Raw genomic sequence first — 23,868 nt, forward strand, 5'->3', positions numbered from 1 at the left:
ATAAAATAAGATTAAAATACTTCATTATTGTCTAATTGCCCAAAACTCTAGTTCAAGACCAGGAAAGTTATCGCCGATATGTACTGCGAAACCACCAGAAGTCTGCAACTCTTTCCAAAATGGGCTCTGCTTGTCGAGCTCAAAATAACTATAGCCAGCTCTAAATGGTATTTGTCTTGGAGATACCGGCAAAGGCTTAATACTAATTCCAGGTAGTGCAGCATTAACCAATTGCCGAATTCTTTCAACTGAAGCTATTTTGATTTGTGCCGGTAAAAGAGAACGTAATTTATCATCTGGTACATCCGCTCTTGCAGCTAATACAAACATGGCTGTACCAAGTAGCGAACGATCAGAGATTTGGGCAACTCGAATACCATATTTTTTCTCAACTAACTCTAAAGAAGTTGCGGTTTGTTCATATACCATACTTAAACATTGACGTAAGTTAGCGATTACGGGTGTAAAAGTATCCTGTAAATTATGATGTAGGTAGGTTGGTAAGCTAGGGGCTCGTTTAGTTTTTGAGACAAAAGTTGAAAGCTCTCCAACCATTTGAGCAACCTCACTAAACAAATCAAGCGGATGTAATTTAAGTGTAGATAAATGTTTTGCCATTGGCTCAAAACGATTAATGACCTGCAACAACATATAGTCAGCAATTTCAGCCGTACCTGCTCGTTGAGTATCAGCTAAACGACCAGCTATAGCTTCACCTCTATGATGTAATAAACCAACAAGTTCACTTAAAAAACCAGTTAGGTTTATTGAAGCATTAAAATCTAGACAAGTTGGTATATAGTCAGCATCGAGCAGTATGTTTTTATCTTCTCTGGACTCAGAGACTCGAATTAAACCAATACAAGCATAACCGCTTAAATCATCGGACTCCGTTAATAAACGTAGACGAAGTTTTCCAATATTTAGATTTAAATTATCACTACCCTCAACAGTAACATCGCGTACTGCTTGCTCTGTCATGTAATAACGAGCAAGCCCTTGAGGACTTTCTTCAGATAAAACATCTACAGCACCCGGTCTTTTAACGGGCACTGCCAAGTAGATAATTTGATTATGAATCGATTCAGGTAATTCCAAAACAGGTGGAGGTGAATCGATATCTGGAAAACTAAAAGGAGTACCATCGGGAAAAACACCTTTTGCATTAACAATCGATATTTTACCAAGTTTTAACAATTGCAGGTCAACTTCAAAACTATGGACTCCCCATCCATAAGCACCAAACGCAGAACATTTTCCATCAACATAACGTTCAAAGTATCTTTCTTGTTGTTGAAAATGTTGGGGGTTCAAAAACATCCCCTCACCCCAAACAACCTTGCTATCTAATGACATAGTCTTTTCGCCTTAATATTTATATTCGTTGACATTTAAACTATCAACTTTATTTTTTCCTATTTTTTCTTGGAAATACTCATTGTATTACCAGAAATATTCACTACGACTTTGTCATTAAAAATATTATTAGTATGCACCGGCACAACTAATCGATATTGTGAATCACTGTAGCGGAAAAACTCAGAGAAAACTGCGATATAACGAGTATCTTGATTAAGCACAAAAGTTTCTTTTCTTGTTTCCCCAGGGGTTAGACGTTTTAACTCTTGTTTTGAAATAAGATCTCCACCTAAAACTTCTTTATCTCTTTCATATAAATCAATAAACTCAGCTTTTTCAAATATGCTTTTTGATTTTAATTCATAAAAGCGAACAAACAGAGGCGATGGTGTATTTGAGTTATCAGGATTTATATCTGATGAAGTATTAAAGGTTAATGTTAAGTCTGTATCTAAATTAAGCGTTTTTCCCACCGTTTGACAACCGCTTAAAATGAGCGAACTTATCAGCGTAAGCAACAAAAAAACACTATTTTTATTTAATTTAAACATACTATTAATTTCCCAACTTTGTTGATTTAGTTTTTTCTTTTCTTGCAAGTGACAACACTTGTAATTGTTCTTCATAGGCTTGAGAAAATTCATCACCAAAAAGATATTGAAACGAACTATCTAAGTCACTGAAAAGTTCTGAGTAATATTCATTAAAGGCATCCCAATGCCGAGCTTTTTCATTCAATGCAATAAAACTGCGCTTATTTTGTTTTTCAAAGCGTGTTTCTAAAACACTCGGCTCAAAACGGTTGACAATACTTTTAAAAGCCGAACGAATACCTGCTAAAATAGCGACTTGATGATCGGCAATACTTTCGAAACTTTCTTGTATTGCTTCTAACGGCTTTTTATATGAGTTACCTTCTTTGAGAAACATATTTTCTAGTGCATCATCAACATTAGCAGAAAATTTGAGAGGATTATTTTCTATTGGCTGAATAGTTGTCATATTCATTCTAAATGTATTTTTAACATTATTTCTTGAAGATAAAGTCTGCATCATACCTTCAATCATTTGTCGAATCAGTTCACCAGAAATTTCGTTAATTTCAGCAATTTTATCATCGTCTAAATCACGATCTTTAAAGCCCATACCATCAACCAAAGTTGAATCAACTCCTGATGATGAGCGTTTTTGAGTTGAAGCAAGTTGTTTCTTTAAACTAGCCACTTCTTGTTTGAGTTTACGATAAGCTTTTTCTAATGCCCTTCGACGTGCTTCAGACTCAGAAACACTAATCGATTGAGCCGCGGGCGCTTGTTGAGGTTCAGGTTGTACTTTAGGCTCTGGTTTTGGTTGAGCTATTGGTTGCTCTATAGGAGGAAGAGGCTCTGGTTTATTCTCAACCATTAAATCATCACTATCCCAATCTTCAGGAATAAGTCCTTCCTGTGGCGCTGCATTTGGCCAAGAAACAGATTGCCCAATCACATTAGCATTGTCAGAATAGCTATGGCCAAATGACTCTTTGGGTTGAGAAGTATATGGCTCTGAAGATTGCCCCATTTTATCGAGTGCTGCTAAAGGATCGGTTTCTTCAATAAGCGAATCAGTTGGTAAGCTTTCAGGTATATTCGATGTGCCAAAAGGATCCGTTGCTAAAGGAGCCACATTAACAGGTTCTGGTTCAATTGATGGTTGACCAAAAGGATCATCGCTATCCATAAAACTATTGGATGGAGGTGGTGCATCAAAGCCGGCTGCCCCTTCACTGCTTTGACCTATTTTTACTTTAAATTTGTAATCGCTTAACTCGAATTGATCACCAGTATTAAGTGCAACTTTATTACCCTTACCTAAAGGCTCGCTTGAATTATTAACAAAAGTACCATTTGTACTTTTGTCGACTAAATAATAAACACCACCCTCAAAGCTGATTTCACAATGACACCCTGACAAAAACCGATCAGGATCAGCTAATACCCACGTATTACTGTCATTTCGCCCAATTGTTGCTCCTTGCTGGTCAAAAGTCATACTTGACTCAATCAAAGAAGTTCCTTCAGGAAATTCTGTAACGGTTACTACAATAAACATTGATCCATAATCCTGATATTTATTTTATAAAAAACACATATTCCAAATATGTAAAAAAACTAAGTAATATAATACTTTACCGTGTTTCGTTGAACAACAGAAGATTAAATATAACCTACTCAAGTATTATAATTCAAATCGCCACTTGAGTTTTCTCTGGTCTTGACGCTTAAAAGTGTAAGAGTGTGAACTGCTCCAAGCTTATTTACCCTATAGTTTAAATGATTGTGGCTACAGACCACCAGAAAAAATTATTATCTACTATGACAATAATAAGCTTATTAAAATGATTGAATCCCTTTTATAATCTTTCTTTAAAATACTCTATTCGAACTTAAAGTTCACTATTGGAGATATATTAATGGTTAAAAAATTAATTAATCTATCTTAAGCTTCCAGGTTCGTAACGTAGTCTCCGGTTCGGCAGGTTCGCTTGAGTTTGAAGGCAGGTTAGGATCTGTTAAAATAAGAATCTCTCTTTCATCTACCTCAATATTAGTAATTACCCCAGCAGCTAGTGACAACTTAACTAAATCTTTGCCTTTGGGGTGGTTGTCATTATAAATACGAACCACACTATATTCTGGTCGTATTGAATCGCCACCAGGAGCAAAAGACAGTGATCCTGTGTAATAAACAACAATGGTTCCAGCGAATTTTTTACCTCGATATACAAAGGGGTATCTATCGTAAGGGTAATGAGACAGCTCAATATGTGGCTCGTCTGTAAGTTTGATTATCTCATAATTATTTTTATTGACTTGCCATAAAAAAGATTTATTAGAGGTGTCATAACGAAATTCGCTGCCTAATAAAAAGTATTCCTCGTTGATTGCAGCTATATAATTGAACTTACCTATCGAAGGGTTGTTAAATTCATGTAGTATGTTGCCTAGTTTTTGCTCATCAATTTGAAAAACTTTTCCATCATTTAAGACAATATTGTATTTAAGCTCTTCATTTGTAAGTCCCCAATATTTATCTATATCAACATAATGTTCAAATGGATCATATACTTCAAGTAAGCCTTCAGGGTTGATTACAAAAGCTTTTCCGTCAAAATATTTTGTATCTTCTGATCTAAACTCGCTTGGAATTGTTTCTAACGAATTGGGAAGCTCTGCTAAACTAACACCAGCATCCAGGACTTCAAAGTCCTTCATATTTTTTACTTTCTGTTTACTCACCTCATATGGATAGGTATGTATATGGACTAACCAGCGAAACAAGCCATACCCCCCAAGTGCCGCTATAATACATATTCCAATAATCCAATATAAAACGCTCATTTTATTCCTTTATATCCATACTGATTTTCAACTCGCGCATTGTAATTACGTTCAGTTTTATTATCAATGAAGATTAGTTTCTTTATATACAAATTGATAAGCCTTTGCTAGATATGCCGATTTTTTCTTCAGTGATGTTAAACTTAATTCAATAAATTTGTAGCCTTTTTAATGTTAAACCATAAACAAGTATCAATAATCATGTTTAGGTTCACCGATTAAATGTCGCTGAAATAATAATCAATATAAACAAAAGACTTACTGTTAATTAACAATTTTTTCCAACCCATTATAATTTTTTGAGGACTATATTAAAACGCGGTATAAAAATAAAATTCAAATTTGAGATTTTGTGAACACTGTCTAGATATTCAAATTATCCCGTGCTAGTCTTGCTCGCTTTAAAAGAGAGAATTAATAACTCTATTTATGCTAAAAAAGCCCAACTATTGTTAAAAAAGCACAACCAGTTAATTATTATGTTAAGTTCTTTATCAAAAGGTGATGCAGGCGCTTAATGCAAGTACTTAATATAATAAGGCAGCTTAATAAAGGAGAACCAATTACGTGCACATTTAAGCCAACTTTAAGTTGCTTTATGTACCTAACTCATAAATTGGCCCCAAAAATTCATTCGAGGAATATAAATCTAGAATAAACAAGGCTATTTTATTCAGGAATAATGAAGCGTTCTTGTTTAAATTATGATTTTAAATTATATTTTAATTGCCTAAGAAATCGTTTAGAATAGACTACTACTGCTATACAAACCAGAATAAATGAGCAGTACAAATGGTAGTGAAACAAAAATACACAAGGAATAAAACTTACTATGGCATCAGAAGCAGTAATCGATATTGATGAATTAGTTGCACCAATTAGCGAAGATCAGCCAACGGGTATTGATTTACGTGAAAATAGCCCTCCAGACTCCTTGTATTATAAAATTAAAGATGCTCGTAACACTGCTAGAGCTGAAGAACGTAAAGGTTCTTTTGAGCTAGAACACTGGCGAACTGTACTTGATATAGCCCCCGAAATCCTTAAAACCCAAACCAAAGATCTTGAAATTACTAGTTGGTATACAGAAGCATTAATCCGAATAAAAGGATTTGCCGGTCTGCGGGACGCATTTATTTTATTAGAGCAGCTAATCGATAAATATTGGGATAATATTTATCCAGTACCTGATGAAGATGGTATTGAAACACGCGTAGCACCATTATCGGGTCTGAATGGTCAAGGAGCCGAAGGTGTTTTAATCGCCCCTATCCGTCGAGTTGTAATCACTGAAGGTGATGAGCCGGGTCCGTTTGGCTTATGGCAGTATCAACAAGCACTCGATGTCCAAAAAATCACTGATGAAAATGAACGTAAGAAAAAAATTGAAACGGTTGGTTTTGGCTTAGAAGACATCCAAAAGGCAGTAGCCTCATCGAGCCAAACTTTCTTTGTAAATCAACGCGATGATATCACTATTTGTATTGAAAAATACCGTGAAATTAGTCGTAAACTCGATGAATTATGTGGCCCACAAGACGCGCCATCATCAAGTAATATTATTACTGCATTACAGCAAAGTTTAGGTGCTATTAAACACTTAGGTCAAAATAAATTACCTGCTAACGAAGTAGAAGTAAGTGGTGAAAACTCTACAGAAGAGGGTGATACCTCTATGACCGCTGAGCAACAACAAGGGCAGCAAGCAGCTAGCGGTCCTATAAGAAACAGAGAACACGCATTTGAACAACTACAAGTGATATCGGAATATTTTTTAAAAACAGAACCACACTCCCCTATTTCTTATACTTTAGAAAAAACAGTAAGATGGGGAAACATGTCTTTAACTGAACTAATTAACGAACTAATTCCTGATGGTAACTCGCGTCAGCTTTATAGTTCATTAACCGGCGTTAAAAGCGATAATTAAGTAAACTAGGAATCCAAAGAGGAAAAAACTATGGCTGACAGCATACATGACAAATTGAAGCGGGTTAGAAAACCGCGAGTGCATATAACCTATGATGTTGAAACTAATGGCACAACTGAAGAAAAAGAAATACCTTTTGTCATGGGAGTTATGGGGGATTATTCTGGTGATAATACTGAGAATAAAAAGCCATTAAAAGATAGAAAATTTTCACAAGTTGATCGTGATAATTTCAATGAAGTAATGGGTAAAGTCGCTCCAAAAGCGTCAATGAAAGTTGAAAATACACTTGAAGCTGATGGCAGTGAATTATCTGTTGATCTTGAATTTAAAAAGCTTGACGATTTTGAACCGCAAAATATTGTTGAAAATGTTGAGCCACTTAAAAAGTTAATGGAAACACGTAATAAACTTCGTGACTTATTAACTAAAGCCGATCTTTCTGAAGATCTTGAAAATGTTCTAGAAGAAGTTTTAAGCAACACTGGTGCTTTAACTTCTTTAAGTAGTGAGTTAGGTGTAAATGAAGAAGGCAAAGACGATAAGGGTGATGAATAATGTCTAAGCAAGAAGAACAGCTAGAAGGACAAGAAGCAGAAGCACAAGAAATTAGTTTTCTTGAACAAGCTATTGACGCAACCAAACAAACTAAGCGTGATGAAACCGAAGACTTGCTAAAAAATCTTACTGAGCAAGCCATGAAAGGTACGGTAAAGTGGGATAAAAACTTAACCGTTACTATTAATGCAGCGATTAATGCTATTGATGAAACGTTATCAAAACAAGTTTCTGCAATAATGCATAATGAAAAGTTTCAAAAGCTTGAAGGTTCATGGCGTGGCTTACATCATCTTATTTCTAATTCAGAAACAGGTTCAGGGTTAAAAATTCGAATGATGAACATCAGCAAAAAAGAACTGTCTAAAGACTTATCTAAAGCTGTTGAGTTTGATCAAAGCCAAACATTTAAGAAAATTTATGAAAGCGAGTTTGGTATTGCTGGTGGTGAGCCTTATGGTGCTTTAATTGGTGATTACGAATTTTCATCTCATCCAGATGATATTGATTTATTATCTAACATGTCTAACATTGCTGCTGCAGGCTTTTGCCCTTTTATCTCAGCAACGGCTCCGCAAATGTTTGGTTTTGATACTTTCACAGAACTTTCAAAACCTAGAGATTTAGAAAAAATATTTGATACACCAGAATATATTAAGTGGCGTAGTTTTAGAGAAAGCGAAGATTCACGCTTTGTTACTTTAACAATGCCAAGAGTACTCGCCCGTTTACCTTATGGCGCAAGTACAAAACCCGTTGAAGCTTTTAATTACGAAGAAGCTAGTTTGAATGAAAATGGGCAACACTTAGCATCAGAACATGATTCTTACTGCTGGATGAATGCAGCCTATACAATGGGTGCAACTTTAACTAAAGCGTTTTCTGAATATAGCTGGTGTACTAGTATCCGTGGTGCAGAAGGCGGAGGGAAAGTTGAAGGTTTACCAAGCCATGTATTCATGAGCGATGACGGTGATACCGATCAAAAATGCCCAACTGAAATTGGTATAACCGATCGACGAGAAGCAGAATTGAGCAAGTTAGGCTTTTTGCCGGTTTGTCATTATAAAAATACAGATTACGCTGTATTTTTTGGCGCTCAAACAACCCAAAAGCCCAAAGTTTATGATGATCCAGAAGCAACAGCCAATGCAGCAATTTCTGCAAGACTTCCTTACATTATGGCAACGTCTCGAATTGCTCACTTCCTTAAGGTTATGGCTAGAGATAAGGTTGGTTCATTTATGGAAGCCGATGAAGCTGAGCGTTGGTTAAACAAGTGGATTCAAAAATATGTTAATGCCACACCAGGTGCAAGTGCTGAAATGAAAGCTCGTTACCCATTAGCTGATGCAAAGGTAGAAGTTAAAGAAGTACCTGGTCAACCTGGTGTTTATAATGCGGTTGCCTATTTACGTCCTTGGTTACAAATGGAAGAGCTAACAGCTTCATTACGTTTAGTTGCTAACATTCCTAAAGCTGGTTAAATGAAATAGAGGGCAAGGCAAATTTTGTTTTGCCCTTTTATTTTATAAAGGATTATTGAGTGCCATCAGTAAAAAGTCCATTACTTTCTAAAAACGTCAATACACAATCAGCTATCAACTTAGATGCGCTTTGTACACGTTCTGCTTTCATCGTTAATTTAAATCAATTTTTAGATGAAAAAAATGTTAAAAAAGCATTAATTTATTGGTTAAATGAGTTTTCACAAAAAGAAAAAATAAAAACAACTAATGATATTATTTATGCTATTCAAAGTGCTATTTCTTCGATTGATCATAAAATTAACGATCAATTAAATGAGATCATCCACCACCCTAAATTGCAAAAATTAGAATCCTCATGGCGTGGACTCGAATATTTAGTTAAAGAAGCCAACTCAGCTAAAAATACAAAAATAAAATTACTCGATGTTAGTTGGGCTGAAGTTGTTAAAGATATGAGTCGTGCTATAGAGTTTGATCAAAGCCAGCTTTTTCAAAAAGTTTATAGTGAGGAATATGGCACACCGGGTGGCGAGCCTTATGGTGTATTGCTTGGTGATTATGAAATTAGCCATAAAATATCTAAAAAGCATCCTTATGATGATATTTCAACTTTGGAAAGCTTAGCTGAAGTTGCTGCGGCTGCTTTTACTCCTTTTATTGCTGCCGCATCTTGTGAATTATTTGGTCTTGATGATTTTTCTGCATTAGGTTCACCGCTTAGACTAGAGTTTGTGTTTGCACAAAAAGAATATATTAAATGGCGCGCTTTTAGAAATAAAGTTGACTCACGATTTATTGGTTTAACGCTTCCAAGAATGAGTATGCGTTTGCCTTATAGAACAACTCCTGGTAGTTATAAAGGTATCTTTTTTTACGAGAAAACGGCTCAATCAGATAATAAAAATTGCCTTTGGGGAAATGCATGTTATGCATTTGGAGGGATTTTATTAAGAGAGTTCAAAAATGTTGGATGGTTTGGGCATATTCGAGGTGTGCCACGTAACCAAATTGGTGGAGGTTTAGTCACTAATTTAGTTAAAAATCATTTTAATACCGATCCAAGTGATATTATTTATAAACCTTTTACTGAGGTAATAATTACAGACACACTGGAAAGGGAAATGAGCGACTTGGGTTTTATGCCTTTTTGCCAATGCTATGATACCCCATTCGCTGCTTTTTATAGTAACCAATCGGTTCAAAAACCACCAAAGTTTTCATCAAAAGAAGCTAATATAAATGCCAAACTTTCTACTATGTTGCAACATATTTTATGTGCCTCTCGTATGGCGCACTATATTAAAGTGATCATTCGGGATAAAGTTGGCTCATTTATGAGTGCTAGTGATTGTGAAGCTTATATAGGTAAGTGGATTTATAAATATACAACTGGACGAGAAGATATGGACTGGGAAGAACAAGCCCGTTTTCCATTAAGAGATGCCTTAGTTAAAGTTAAAGAACACCCAGCTAAACCTGGGGAGTATCTTTGCTCTATTCAACTAAGGCCTCACTACCAATTGGATCAAATGATTTCTGAGCTAGAACTAGTGACAGAGCTCACACAAAAAACCTGATTATAATAATTAAGACAAATAAAAAATAATGGCACATATTGATAAAAATAAGAAATTGAGACCATCTATTCTTGATCGTTTGTTGGATGATGAACCTCATAATCAATCTGAACAAGATACCGGTAGAGAACAGAAACTTATTCAATTACGCAATAGTGTCAGAAGAGATCTGGAAACATTACTTAATACACGTTATCGAGTTATAGAGCCACCTGAAGAATTCGAACAACTAGAACACTCATTATTAAATTATGGCTTACCTGATTTAGCAACAGTCAATACACTAGATATTAAAAAGAAAAAAGAATTTACTCAAAGTTTAGAAAAATTATTAAAAGATTTTGAACCAAGGTTTAAATCCGTCAAAGTTAAATTTTTAGATAATAAAGATAATCATGATAGAACATTACGTTTTAGTATTGATGCCGTTCTTTATGCAGATCCCTATCCAGAAATGATTGTATTTGATTCGGTATTAGAACCAGTAACCAGAACAGTTAATGTGGAAGAAGTTAGATAATGGCTGACGAATTACTCCCCTATTACGAAAAAGAACTGGCATTTATAAGACAGCTCGGCTCAGAGTTTGCCAAAGAACATCCTAAAATAGCCAGTCGCTTAGGCGTTAGTAGTGACACTATAGAAGATCCTCATGTATCAAGGTTAGTAGAGAGTTTCGCCTATTTAAATGCTAGAATCCAACATAAATTGGATGATGATTTTCCAGAAATGAGCGATGCAATGTTAAGTGTCCTATTTCCGCATTATCAACGTCCGATTCCCTCGATGTCAATCGTACAGTTTACTCCCGATAAGGAACAGCTTGATTCTCAATATACAATTTCCCAAAAGACTTTAGTTGAAACGGAACAATTTCAGGGAGAAACCTGTCGCTTTTCTACTTGTTATGATACGGAACTATTTCCAATAGAAGTAACTTCGGCATCTTTAATTGGTAGGCCATTTACAACCCCAGGCTCTATAAATATGCGGGGAGCTGGTGGTGTCTTAAAGTTATCTTTGGAAACCCTTTCTGATGCAATTAGCTTTGCGGAATTAAAGCCTGAAAAATTACGTTTTTACTTGAAAGGTTTACCGCAACATATCAACCCACTTTATCAATTATTACTTAACGAAAGTTTAGATATCGTTATGTCATTTGGTGAAGAAGATACAAATAGCTATTTTTTAGGCAAAGACTCGATTAAGCCAGTTGGTTTTAATGAAGAAGAAGGTTTACTCCCCTATCCCGCGGCATCATTTATGGGATATCGTTTAATAACTGAGTACTTCGTCTTTCCAGAAAAATTTATGTTTATCGATATCAGTAATTTAGCTCACAATATTACTGAGTATGCGGGCAAACAACTCGATCTATACATTTATCTTCGTTCATCTGATATAGAGCTTGAACATAACATATCTGAGCAAACTTTTGCCTTAGGTTGTACACCAGTTATTAATTTGTTTGAACACCGAGCCGAGCCGATAAAACTTGATCACACGCAATTAGAATATCAACTTGTTCCTGATGTACGCCGTCCTATTGGTTACGAAGTCTATTCAACCAACAAAGTCGTTGGCTCAACCTCAACCGGTCAACCAAGAGAGTTTCATGCCTTGTATGGACTTAATCATGAAAATCAAAATAGCGACGCTGATGCATTCTGGTTTGCTGCACGCCGTAGTGCAAAACTTAATAATAATGAAAGAGATGAAGGTACAGATGTTTTTCTAAGTTTAGTTGACTTGCAGTTTAACCCCAATTTGCTTGAAGACTATACTTTAACTGTTGATACAACTTGTAGTAACCGGGACTTACCGAGCAAGCTGCCGTTTAATCTCGATCAACCCAAATTACAGTGTGTTGATAGTGCCCCCCCTTGCTCAAAAATTAGATGTTTAACACAACCAACAACAACGGTTAGGCCCCCTTTACGTAACCATGCTCGATGGCGTCTAATATCACACTTGAATTTAAACTATTTATCACTGACTGGGCGTGATGATGCCACTCAATCGCTTCAAGAAATATTACGATTGTATGATTTCAAAGAATCATCAGTGACACAAGGTTTAATAGCCGCCATATTAAATGTAAATGCTCGCCCTATAAGTGCACCATTAACAATTGATGGACATGCAACCATGTGCCGTGGAATTGAAATAGAAATTGAACTCGATGGCACTCAATTAACAGGAAGTAGCAGTTATTTATTTGCTTCAATACTCGAACATTTTTTTGCGTTATACTGCTCAATTAATTCGTTCACTCGTTTACTTATAAAATTAAAAGGCAAAGAAGGTTATTTAAAAAAATGTCCTCCTCGATCCGGCGAAAAAATTCTTCTATAAGTAACAAGCTTTTAGATAATCCTTTTAGTTACGATTTTTTTCAAAGCGTACGCTTACTCGAACGTGAAGCAAAAGTCTTTGATAAAAACAGTAACAAACGGAGAACGACAGGTGTTTCAGGTAACCCTGTGGCAACTTTTGTGCCCCCAAACACAGAAGCCATCCGCTTTCACACCAATCAAACTTTACGCTTTTCTTCCGCAGAAATAGCAAAAATTAGTCAACAAGTTAATCAGTCAACTCCCCAAGCTGCGGCTCAGTGGCATATGTTAGTCAACTTTATGGGATTAACTGGTACTCAAGGCGTACTGCCATACCACTACACAGAAATGATTTTGCATCGATTAAAAATGAAAGACGAATCCTTGATGAAATTCTTTGATTTATTTAATCACCGCACAATCTCTTTATTTTTCCAAGCTGGCTGTAAGTATCGCCTACCTATTGAATACGAAAGAAAAAAACTCAACCCTCCATCAATGCTTAAGTATGATACCTACACGAAAATGTTTTTATCTCTTATTGGGATAGGTACAAAGCATTTAAATGATCGCCTATACACTAAAGACGAATCTTTAATATTCTATAGCGGTTTATTAAGCCAACAAATAAGAAGTGCAACAGGTCTTAAACAGATAATACAACAGCACTTCAGTATACCTGTGCAAATTCAAGAATTTATTGGTCAGTGGCAAGAACTCATTGATGATGTTAGGAGCAAACTACCTTCAAGAAAACTACCTTTAGGCCAAAATATTGCACTGGGCAAATCGGCTATATTGGGTCGAAGGGGCTGGTTCGCACAAGGAAAAATTCGTATTATTCTTGGTCCCCTCAACGATAAACAAACACAAAAATTTGCCCCTGACACAAAAACTTTATATGCTATCAACGAAATTGTGAAAATGTATATTGGTATGGAACATGATTACGATTTTATTGTGCGCATCAAACGTAGAGATATGCTCGATAAAACTCAATTGAGTAGTAAAAAGCCACCAATAATAGGTTGGAATACTTGGTTAGTTAACAAACCAAAACAAGATTATGATGAAACTGAAACTTTAGATATTTCAGTTTCAAATAAGCAGTTTTAATAATATTTAATATGTAATTTAAACTAGTGCTGTCTTGATTTATCAACTCAGCACTTCAAAAATAAGGGAACATGATGGTTTCAATCGACTTAAAATCACTGGTCAATAAACTGAACGAGCCGTGTCGTAAAGCACTAGAAGGAGCTGCTGGATTATGCATGTCTCGCACTCATTATAATGTTGAAGTTGAGCATTGGCTTTTAAAGTTGTTAGAGATCCCCGATAGCGATTTAATTAGCATACTTGAAAAATTTGAAATTGATTTGGGGAAGCTTACACAAGATCTCAATAAAGAACTTGATAGAATCAAATCCGGTAACTCAAGGTCACCAGCACTTTCCCCTACTATTGTAGATTTGGCGAAAAATGCTTGGATATTAGCTTCCGTCGAATATGGACACCCTATTGCAACCTCCGCACATATTCTAACGGCTCTCATGCTAGATGAAAGCTTAAGGCACTCAACCGAAGCAACTTCGGGAGAACTCAAAAAAATACCTCCTGAATCATTGCGTGAACTCACTCGTGCAACGGTTGGTTCAACAAGCGAGTCAGCAAATAGTGCCGGTATTGGAGATACGACTTCATCAGGTTCTAGCACTTCCCCAGGAACACCTAGCCAAAGCCCTTCGCTCGATAAATTTACCACCAATTTAACTGAAGCAGCAAAACAGGGAGAAATTGACCCAATATTAGGTCGCGATGAAGAGATCAGACAAATTATTGATATCTTAATCCGACGTCGTCAAAATAATCCTATCTTAACTGGCGAAGCTGGTGTTGGTAAAACTGCTGTCGTAGAAGGCTTCGCCTTGCGAATTGCTTCTGGTGATGTACCAGAACCTTTAAAAGGCGTTACCGTACGCTCTTTAGACTTAGGCTTATTACAAGCAGGGGCCAGTGTAAAAGGCGAATTTGAAAATCGTCTAAAATCAGTTATTGCAGAAGTTAAAAGCTCTCCTGAACCAATTATCATGTTTATTGATGAAGCACATACTCTGATAGGTGCAGGTGGAAAAGAAGGACAAGGTGATGCCGCAAACTTATTAAAACCGGCGCTAGCCCGTGGCGAACTGCGCACAATTGCAGCAACTACCTGGGCTGAATATAAAAAATACTTTGAACGTGATCCGGCATTAACCAGACGTTTTCAAGTTGTCAAAATAGAAGAACCAGCTGAAGAAAAAGCCATTGATATGATGCGCGCTATTTCGCAAATGCTTCAGGCTCACCACGGTGTTCGAATAATGGATGAAGCAATTGTTGATTCGGTGCGCTTATCAGCTCGTTATATTACTGCACGACAGTTACCTGATAAATCAGTCAGTTTACTTGATACAGCCTGTGCTAGAGTTTCTCTCAGTCAAAGTGCTACCCCTGCCGCGGTTGAAGATACACGCCGACGAATCACCCAATGTGAAACTAATATCATTTCCTTAGAGCGTGAAAATGCGACTTTAGGAAACTGCGAAGAGCGTATTAGTGAACTCAAAGATGAAAAAGCCAAACTAGAAGAACTTTTAGTCACTCAAGAAGCTCAATGGCAAGAAGAATTAGAAACAGTCACCAAAATTCACGAGCTACAAAAACAAATTGAAAATGACTTTCATGCACAAAAGCTATCTGAAGAAGAAGCGAAAAAAGACGATGCACCCAAATTATTAAGTGATGATGAAAGAGAAGCAATTAAAAATAATTTACACCAACTAATGTCAGAGCTAACAACTATCCAAGATCAAGAGCCAATGATTCAGGTCAATGTGGGTAGTCAAGCAATAGCTGAAGTTGTTGCTAATTGGACAGGCATACCTGTTGGAAAAATGGTTTCAGATGAAATCAACTCGATTTTAACTTTAAGTGAGCGTTTAGGTGAGCGAGTTATTGGTCAACCTCATGCATTAAATGCAATAGCCGAAAGTATCCGCACATCACGAGCCGGTTTAACTGATCCCAGAAAGCCCATTGGCGTATTTTTTATGGTTGGTTCAAGTGGTGTAGGTAAAACAGAATCAGCATTAGCTTTAGCTGATGTTCTCTATGGAGGAGAACAAAATATTACCACCATTAATATGTCTGAATTTAAAGAAGAGCATAAAGTATCAATGCTATTAGGCTCACCTCCAGGATATGTTGGTTATGGCGAAGGCGGTGTACTGACTGAAGCTGTTAGACGGAAACCCTACAGTGTTGTGCTGTTAGATGAAATGGAAAAAGCACATCCAGGCGTGCAGGATATTTTTTATAATTTATTCGATAAAGGAACTATCAAAGATGGTGAAGGACGTGATATTGATTTTCGCAATACAGTCATAATAATGACATCCAATGCTGGTGAAGAACATATAAGAGCAATTTGTGCTGCTGGAGAAGAGTTACCAGAACCAGAAATTCTTTTAGATAATTTTAGACCTCAATTACTAAAATACTTTAAGCCAGCATTTCTTGGCCGAACAACGGTTATCCCCTACTACCCCCTATCTGATGATGACTTATTAAAAATTTGTAAAATTAATATGAATCGAATTGAAAAGCGTGTACTTTCACACTACGGGGCAGAATTTACTTATGACGAAGATGTAATGCTACATATTGTTGCACGTAGTCAAGAAGTCGATACCGGCGCTAGAAATATAGAAAATATATTAACCCGAACTATGCTGCCTGCATTAGCATCTGAATGTTTATCTAAAATGGCCGAAGGTGACACAATCAATAAGATACATATTGGTGTGACTGAAGAAGGCGGATTTACTTACAACATTAGCTAATATTTAAATCAAGTGGCTTATTAATGACGATAAGCCACTTATTATTTCATATTAAAGCCATGATAAAACACCGAGATTTTCTTAGGAAGAATTCACTATTAACTAAAAAAAAACCATATAGGGTTTTATTTTGGTTATTTTTGCTGTCACCAATTTTAGCTAATGCTAAACAGGCAGGTATTAAAGAACTAGATGAGCGTTTTAAAGCATTATCGTTTAATACTTATAAAAGTATAGCAAAAAATTCAAAATTAACTCAGTTTAATGACGACAATATTGAAGAACTCGCTCACAAAATTAAGCAGTTAATTAAACAAAATGATCATTTTTCTGCTATTGCCCTAATCCACAAAAATATAAACATCATTAAAGATAATATAAGTAATCAATATGTTTTTGAATTCATAGAATTATTATTGAAGCATAATGAATACAAAATAGCTCGCTCACTCTATACACAATTAAAAAATGAAAGTGAACAATATTTTATTGCCAATGCGGCTTTAAAGTTTGCTAAATATCATAGTGATAGGCACGAGTGGCAATTGACACTTGATTATTTAAATACAGAGTTAAGAGAGTTATCAAGTGAGAATACTAACCATGCTTTCATGCTTCAAGGCATGGCACTACAATATTTAAAGAAGCATCGTCAAGCAATAAAAATTTATGAAAAAATAAAAGGTCGCTCTGCTTATTATTCATCGGCTCAACTCAATATTGCTGTCGCTCATATTCGCCAAGATTGGTGGACTGACGCTCATATTGTTATTAATCAATTATTCAAAGACTTTCCATCAATTAAGCAGCAAGAATTAGGTAATAGACTTTATTTGATGCTTGGTTACTCATTGTTAAGTAAAGAATATTATAGAGAATCAAGAGAGTCATTCAGAAATATCAGTTTAGATAGTCAATACACTAATAAAGCACTTATGGGAATTAGTTTAGCAGCTATTAGTCAGGGAGATAATATTGGTGCCCTCAATGCTTTAGAAAGGCTTAAGGAAAAAGCCAGTTATGATTTAGTTGTAGAAGAGTCACACTTATTATTACCTCATATATATAAAAAACTTGAACAATATATGACTGCTAATGCAGGTTATACGAGTGCAGTTACCTATTATCAAAAAAGAATTCAACAAATTAATCAAGAGCTAAACCATGCAAATTATTACCGTTTAAATCATATGACTATAAATCAGCAATCCGAATTTATCATTGCAGAAACACCTCTTAAATTTACCGAATTATATCCTCAATACTTTCTCAATAATTTGAACGAACTAATCTATTTAAAAAGTAAAATAACATCACCAAGTATTAGTCAACAAATAGATAAACTTTATCAAGAATACAGTGAAGCTTTTAATATAATGATCAAAGGGTTACTAGAACACCGTTTAAGTGCACTTAATAGTTACCTTAATCAAGCTCACTATGGCATAGCTCAATTATATGATAAAAACAGTGAATAAATTAATTAAAAACACTTCAACATTATTATTATCCGTTTGTTTGATAACGGCCTGCCAAACTGTTGAAAAAAAAGCAACATTACGTGATATTGATCGAACAGGCTCCGAACAACAAGGTTCAACAGGTACTTTTATTAAACCTAAATCAGAAGAAGAAATTCGTAGAGCTTACAATAATTACTTATCCAACACTGATAAAAATGATAAGTCGAGGCAAAATGCGATTAATCGATTAGCAGAATTAGAATTCGAAGTGAGTAACAAACTTGAACAAGAAAATTCATCCAATGATATTAAAGATGAAATTAGAGAGCAGCTTTATAATAAAAAATTAAATAAGGCAATAGAGTTATTTAAAACATCACTAACGGATTACCCTAAAGCCAAAGGTAATGATAATGTGCTTTACCAACTAGCTAAAGCTTATGATCAAAAAGGTGATTATAATAACTCAATCAACACCCTATACCAACTGATTAAACAATATCCAAAATCAACATATTATACAGAAGCCCAATTTCGACTTGCTGAAGCTTACTTTAGCCAAAGTCGCTATACCGAAGCTGAAGATGCTTACACTGAAGTCATCATTTCTCGAAAAAACTTAATCTTTTATGAAAAAGCCGTTTTTAAACGTGGTTGGGCTCGCTTTAAACAATCTTTTTATGAACATGCTGTTGACGACTATCTACAAGCTGTGACTTATCATAATTTTGATGATATTGAAAAACTCAATCAATCAGAGAAAGAGCTATTTGAAGAATATTTTCGAGCCATCGGTTTATCCTTTTCTAATTTGGGCGGTGCAGAAGCACTGCATAACTTTTTTCAAGATAAAGCAGACTTTAAATATTTATATTACACCTATTCTGTTGTGAGTAATATCTATTTAAAACAAGAACGATATACCGATGCGGCAGAAACACTTAACCAATTTATTCAGCGTTATCCTAATTCTCAAGATATACCGCATGCACAACTAAAAATCGTCAATGTTTGGCAAAAAAGTAATTTTACAGAAAAGCTTTATCAAGCAGTTGAAGACTTTTATGTGAGTTATAATACCCATAGTCAATATTGGAAAAAAAATAAAAACAACAAAACTAAAAAGACCATTGATAAATCAATGAAAAAATATGTTTTATTAATGTCTGAATACTTTCATAGTGAATACCAAAAAAAAGCAAAAGCTAAAAACTACCAAAGTGCACAAAAATGGTATCAACGCTATTTACAAGATTATGCCTCTTATGCTCGCCAAGACAAAATTTATTATCGTTATGCTGAATTATTATCAGAAAAAAAACACTATGAAAAAGCATTATCCTACTACGAGCTAGCAGCTTATGATGGCGAACTAATCCTTGATAAAAAATCAGCTTATGCCACCATTGTTTTAAGCAATAAGCTTTATGAAAGTCAGTCTGGCGCAAATAAAAAAGAGTTACTCAGCAAACATCTTAAATACGCCCTTTTATTTGCTCAACTTTATACTAAAGATAAACGCACCGAAAACATTATTCTTAATGCTTCTAAAATGGCATCAACTACACAGCAATATGAAACAACAATAGAACTTATCAATATTTTAGGCGACAAAATATCGAACAAAAACATTTACAGTACAAATGTTTTAAAGGCACAAGCTCATTATAATTTAGAGCAATTCCAGGATGCCGAAAATCTTTATTCAACGATACTCACTTTCAAGCAATTAAAAATAAAAGACCGAAAAATCATTCAAGATCGACTAGCACTTTCCATTTATAAACAGGCTGTCACAGCTAAAAACAGCAACAATGTTTTAGATGCAGGTAACCATTATACGCGTATTTCTGATGTAGCTAAAACCTCAAAAATAGCAGCTACCGGCATGTATGATGCGATTGCTCTTTACATGAATAATCAGTTATGGAACCAAGCGGTTGTAACCATTAAACGTTTTCAAATGCTATACCCTAAACATCAATTTAACCGAGACGTCACTAAAAAGCTTTCAGTCGCCTATTTAAATTCAAATCAAAATATTAAAGCTGCCGAGCAGTTTGAAAAAATATCGGCTTTCGAAAAAGATAAAAATGTTAAAATGACCGCTCTATGGCAAGCAGCAGAACTTTATGAATCCAATAAGAACTACACTTCTGCTATTCGTTCGTACTCTGAGTATGCCAATAATTATAAAAAGCCATATTCCCAGTATATGGAAGCGATGCAAAAACTTGTGGTGCTATACACCAATCAAAATAAAACAAAGCTTAAGTCAATTTGGCAAAAGCGCATTGTAAAGGCTGACAAAAAAGCCAAAAGACAAGATAAAACAGAAAGAACAAAATATATAGCTGCTGTTACAACCCTAAGTTTAGCTAAGGATAAATACACTGCTTTTCAACGTAGAAAATTAGTTGAACCATTAAAAAGCAATTTAAGAAAAAAGAAAAAACTTATGCAAGAAGCGATCAAACTATATGGTCAAGCTTCAGCTTTTGGCATTATTGAAACTACTACAGAATCGACTTATTCTATCGCGCAGATTTACCAAAAATTTAGTCAATCATTGTTAAACTCAGAAAGACCTAAAAGCTTAAAAGGAGACGAACTAGAGCAGTATAATATTTTACTTGAAGATCAAGCTTTTCCTTTTGAAGATAAGGCTATTGAATTTTATGAAATAAATCTTTCTAGAATAAAAAATAATGTGTATGACAACTGGATTGAAAAGAGCCTAACTGAACTAAAAAAATCTTTCCCAGTAAAATATGATCGCAAAAATAAAATAGATGGGTATATCAATGCTATACACTAAAACGCCACATACTAAAACAGTGAACTCAAAATTTAAGCCATCTTATTATGCCGCTTATGCAGCTAAAAATATTAGCTCTTTTTCGGTACGATTCATTCTTATTTGCATTGCACTACTGACTCTTAATGCTTGTCAAACGCCCTCGCCAAAGCCAGCGATAAAGACTGAAAAACAAGTAACCGATATCAATGGTTTAGATGAACAACAAGCAGCAAACTATCAATTAGCATTAAAGGCATTAGAACAGCAGGATTTTACTAAAGCCCAATCACTATTAGTTAAATTAACTAATCAAAAACCTAATTTAGCAGGCCCTTGGGCAAATTTAGGTTTATTAAACTTAATGCAAAATAAATTAACAAAAGCGCACGAATATTTATCAAAAGCACTAACTCTTAATCCTAAAATGCCAGAAGCACTCAATTTAATGGGAGTAATATCGACCCATAATAGAAATATAAAACAGGCTGAAGATTATTATTTGTCAGCAATAAAGCACAATAACAATTATGCTAATGCCTACTATAATTTAGCCCTACTCTATGATATTTACCTCCAAGACATTGCTAAAGCAGCATCCAATTATCGTCAATACTTAAAGTTAATCGATAATAAAGATGAAACAACGTTAAGTTGGGTTGAACAACTAGAAGTATCATTAAAGCAATAAATATTATAAATAAATACTATATAGAAATAATACGATGAAAAAATACCACACTAATTTATTAACTTTTTTATGTTTGTCTTTATTTACACTACTCTATATAAGTAGCTCTGAAGCTGCACCAAATAAAAAAGACAAAATAAAACTTGAAACCTTAAAGATTCAAGCTAACAAAGAACTTCCTAAAGTACTATTTGTCGTTCCTTGGCAAGATAAGAAAAAAAAGAAAGGTAGTAAGGAGGAACAACGTTTAGTGTTGCACAGTCTTTATGGTGACTTATTTGATCCAGTTAACTCAACTGAGTTTGTTGAAAAAAAATAAGTTTTTTTATCTATCCTGGAATGATAGATAACCCCATCATTCCAAGTACTTTATTTTTCAAACAGCTTATCTACTTAAAAATTATATTGAAATTCAAATAGTATTCTTGTGTCATCATCATCCTCACGATTACCGGCTCCTAGTGGTGATGAATAATTATTCTCGATAGGAAAGGCAACTTGTATATTACCTGTAATATTTTTAGGGTAAGAAAACTGAAAGCCAATTCCTGCATTGATTAGTGTTGAAGTAGTTGCTTTGGCTTCTTCTAACTGTGTATTTTTATAGCCATAAACCGCATCAACAAATAAAAATGGGGTTAACACATTAGACAATGATGTATCCCCCATTTTAAAGTCCAAAAATTCAGGGGTATTAAAGAACCAATCAACTCCAGCATAAAGCGCCTGATCGGCAGAAAACTCTTTAGCTGTGAACCCCCTCGCTCTTGATGGTCCACCTAATGCAAATTGATTAATTGAAGACAATGCCGATTCACTCAGTTGAAGCGAAGAACGTACTACTGAGCGAGTTTCGATATTAGTAAAAGGGATATTCCAAAATGACAGTAAGGAGTAATCAGCTTTAAGAATAAAATAGTCTTCATCTTGACCTAACTCAGCTCCTAAAACAAAGTCTCCTTGAGTTAAACGAATATTACCCTGGTGCACCATTTTGCTACTTTCTTGAATGATATCGTAGTTAAATACTAAACTAGTATTACGAACCTCATCATCCAATACTCCCCCCCCCTTATTGGGTAATGAATTAAGTAAAACTAATGATTCTATATTTTCATAAATAAAATCAAAAGAATAGTTTTCTATTCGACTTCTTTTAAATTGATAAGAAGCAACAAAATCAATGATATTAGTTTCGCCTTGCAAATCTAAAGCTTTAGCAACATCAGAGGTCTCAGTACCTAAAACAAAAGCATTATTTGCATAACCTAAAGAAAGCTTTAAACGAGGACTAAAAAACTTTGTACTATAACGTAGTTGTCCATAAGTTGTATTTCCGGGATTGCCTGCGTATAAAACACCTAAAGACAATTGGTCAGCCGTACCTGTTGGGTTGTTCCACAATACTTCACCATAGAATCGATCTTGTCCTGCCTCTTCAGAGCCATGATTATCAACTCTAAGATTCGTATTGATGTATTCTTCGTTTTTTATATTAACATTCAGTCTTGTATCACCAACTTGAGAGCCCGCCTCAAAAAAGCCTGATGTACTGATCCCAGGTAAATCATTTACCAAATATAAATGTTCCTCTACCCTCTCACTGGTGACAGGATGAGTCAACATACCATCAAAAACAGAACTAATTATTTCATCATTATATAAATTATTTTCATTAACTTTGACTTCTCCTAAAACTCCCAAAAGCAATGTTAAAGTCACAACACCATCTCTAACTTTTTGTTCGGGTATATAGGCTTTGGCTAAAATAAAACCACGTTCACGATAGTACTTTGTAATTCTATCAGCAATAGTTTCAATCATACCTAATGTAATGCCCCGCTTGAGTTGCTGCTCCCTTACTAACCAAACCAGACGTTGTACCTCTAACGGACCTACATGTTTTTGCTGCACTTCTTTTTCTATATCTGCTAATAGATTTGAAATTTGACCTAACTCTTCTATAGTATGACCTGATTCAAGTAGTTTTCCCTCACCCATCATGTCAAAACGGATATCTTCAACTATTTTACTAATTGCTGCACGAGTAATTCCTAACTCAGGGTATTCAACAATGCCTTGAAGCCTAAATTCAGATACCGATAAACGAGGTCCAGCTTGTGGATCGGGATCACGTTCCCTAACCGATGGAATATCAATATCACGTAACAGTGTTTCACGTTTTAATTTAGGGACCTCAATAATTTTAGGTAGATCAACAACTTCTGCAAACAGTTTTGTATTGAAATAAAAAAAGTTAGTCAATAATAAAATAACCAACAATATCCTTTTAAATTTTAGTAAATACATAAACACTCTTTATTCATTAACAGTAAATATCCATTAACTATTTAGTCAATTGGGCATAGCAAAGGGAAAATTAAAGAAACAGGTGAAGTTATA

Annotated in this window: 17 protein-coding genes; 12 read left to right on the forward strand and 5 right to left on the reverse strand. The window is 35.0% G+C overall.

Features of this window, described 5'->3' with window-relative positions; all coding sequences use genetic code 11:
* Nucleotides 1-24: 24 nt before the first annotated feature.
* The 4 genes from tssK to ACT5E3_RS13015 form a co-directional block, all read right to left on the reverse strand.
* A complete protein-coding gene (gene tssK, locus ACT5E3_RS13000; RefSeq protein WP_444993970.1) occupies nt 25-1,356 on the reverse strand; it encodes a type VI secretion system baseplate subunit TssK in 1,332 nt (443 codons plus the stop codon).
* A gap of 59 nt (nt 1,357-1,415) precedes the next feature.
* On the reverse strand, nt 1,416-1,910 hold the full coding sequence (gene tssJ, locus ACT5E3_RS13005; RefSeq protein ID WP_444993971.1) for a type VI secretion system lipoprotein TssJ: 495 nt from the start codon (nt 1,908-1,910) through the stop codon (nt 1,416-1,418).
* 4 nt (nt 1,911-1,914) lie between these two features.
* Nucleotides 1,915-3,450: a type VI secretion system-associated FHA domain protein TagH gene (gene tagH / locus ACT5E3_RS13010; RefSeq protein ID WP_444993972.1), complete on the reverse strand. Its 1,536-nt coding sequence runs from the start codon at nt 3,448-3,450 to the stop codon at nt 1,915-1,917.
* Between the two features lie 377 nt (nt 3,451-3,827).
* Nucleotides 3,828-4,739 (reverse strand): hypothetical protein, encoded by a 912-nt coding sequence (locus ACT5E3_RS13015; RefSeq protein ID WP_444993973.1) that lies wholly within the window; start codon nt 4,737-4,739, stop codon nt 3,828-3,830.
* A gap of 832 nt (nt 4,740-5,571) precedes the next feature.
* On the opposite strand from ACT5E3_RS13015, the gene tssA reads away from it, so the two are divergent.
* The 12 genes from tssA (at nt 5,572) to ACT5E3_RS13075 (ending at nt 21,784) form a co-directional block, all read left to right on the forward strand.
* Nucleotides 5,572-6,669: a type VI secretion system protein TssA gene (gene tssA, locus ACT5E3_RS13020; protein WP_444993974.1), complete on the forward strand. Its 1,098-nt coding sequence runs from the start codon at nt 5,572-5,574 to the stop codon at nt 6,667-6,669.
* 30 nt (nt 6,670-6,699) lie between these two features.
* The gene (gene tssB / locus ACT5E3_RS13025) at nt 6,700-7,227 is read left to right on the forward strand and encodes a type VI secretion system contractile sheath small subunit (protein WP_444993975.1); all 528 of its coding nucleotides are present in this window, start codon (nt 6,700-6,702) and stop codon (nt 7,225-7,227) included.
* On the forward strand, nt 7,227-8,714 hold the full coding sequence (gene tssC, locus ACT5E3_RS13030; RefSeq protein ID WP_444993976.1) for a type VI secretion system contractile sheath large subunit: 1,488 nt from the start codon (nt 7,227-7,229) through the stop codon (nt 8,712-8,714). The genes tssB and tssC (ACT5E3_RS13030) overlap by 1 nt, the downstream gene beginning before the upstream one ends.
* 59 nt (nt 8,715-8,773) lie before the next feature.
* On the forward strand, nt 8,774-10,294 hold the full coding sequence (tssC, locus tag ACT5E3_RS13035; RefSeq protein WP_444993977.1) for a type VI secretion system contractile sheath large subunit: 1,521 nt from the start codon (nt 8,774-8,776) through the stop codon (nt 10,292-10,294).
* Between the two features lie 28 nt (nt 10,295-10,322).
* Nucleotides 10,323-10,814 (forward strand): type VI secretion system baseplate subunit TssE, encoded by a 492-nt coding sequence (gene tssE, locus ACT5E3_RS13040; protein ID WP_444993978.1) that lies wholly within the window; start codon nt 10,323-10,325, stop codon nt 10,812-10,814.
* Complete coding sequence (gene tssF / locus ACT5E3_RS13045; protein ID WP_444993979.1) at nt 10,814-12,649, forward strand: type VI secretion system baseplate subunit TssF; 1,836 nt, start codon at nt 10,814-10,816, stop codon at nt 12,647-12,649. Before tssE ends, tssF begins: the two co-directional genes overlap by 1 nt.
* Nucleotides 12,613-13,746: a type VI secretion system baseplate subunit TssG gene (gene tssG, locus ACT5E3_RS13050; RefSeq protein WP_444993980.1), complete on the forward strand. Its 1,134-nt coding sequence runs from the start codon at nt 12,613-12,615 to the stop codon at nt 13,744-13,746. Before tssF ends, tssG begins: the two co-directional genes overlap by 37 nt.
* A 71-nt stretch (nt 13,747-13,817) precedes the next feature.
* Nucleotides 13,818-16,514, forward strand: coding sequence for a type VI secretion system ATPase TssH (gene tssH, locus ACT5E3_RS13055; RefSeq protein ID WP_444993981.1), 2,697 nt, complete (start codon nt 13,818-13,820; stop codon nt 16,512-16,514).
* A gap of 140 nt (nt 16,515-16,654) precedes the next feature.
* Nucleotides 16,655-17,992: a tetratricopeptide repeat protein gene (locus ACT5E3_RS13060; protein WP_444993982.1), complete on the forward strand. Its 1,338-nt coding sequence runs from the start codon at nt 16,655-16,657 to the stop codon at nt 17,990-17,992.
* Nucleotides 17,985-20,795 (forward strand): tetratricopeptide repeat protein, encoded by a 2,811-nt coding sequence (locus ACT5E3_RS13065; protein WP_444993983.1) that lies wholly within the window; start codon nt 17,985-17,987, stop codon nt 20,793-20,795. The genes ACT5E3_RS13060 and ACT5E3_RS13065 overlap by 8 nt, the downstream gene beginning before the upstream one ends.
* Nucleotides 20,782-21,465, forward strand: a complete 684-nt coding sequence (locus ACT5E3_RS13070) for a hypothetical protein (RefSeq protein WP_444993984.1) — start codon at nt 20,782-20,784, stop codon at nt 21,463-21,465. The genes ACT5E3_RS13065 and ACT5E3_RS13070 overlap by 14 nt, the downstream gene beginning before the upstream one ends.
* Nucleotides 21,466-21,499: 34 nt before the next feature.
* Nucleotides 21,500-21,784 carry a hypothetical protein gene (locus ACT5E3_RS13075; protein ID WP_444993985.1) on the forward strand — a complete coding sequence of 95 codons (285 nt, stop codon included), beginning with the start codon at nt 21,500-21,502 and terminating at the stop codon, nt 21,782-21,784.
* Between the two features lie 74 nt (nt 21,785-21,858).
* Here the strand turns inward: ACT5E3_RS13075 and ACT5E3_RS13080 are convergent, their stop codons facing one another.
* The gene (locus ACT5E3_RS13080) at nt 21,859-23,775 is read right to left on the reverse strand and encodes a ShlB/FhaC/HecB family hemolysin secretion/activation protein (protein WP_444993986.1); all 1,917 of its coding nucleotides are present in this window, start codon (nt 23,773-23,775) and stop codon (nt 21,859-21,861) included.
* Nucleotides 23,776-23,868 lie beyond the last annotated feature (93 nt).

It is taken from the genome of Aliikangiella litoralis (assembly GCF_052495765.1).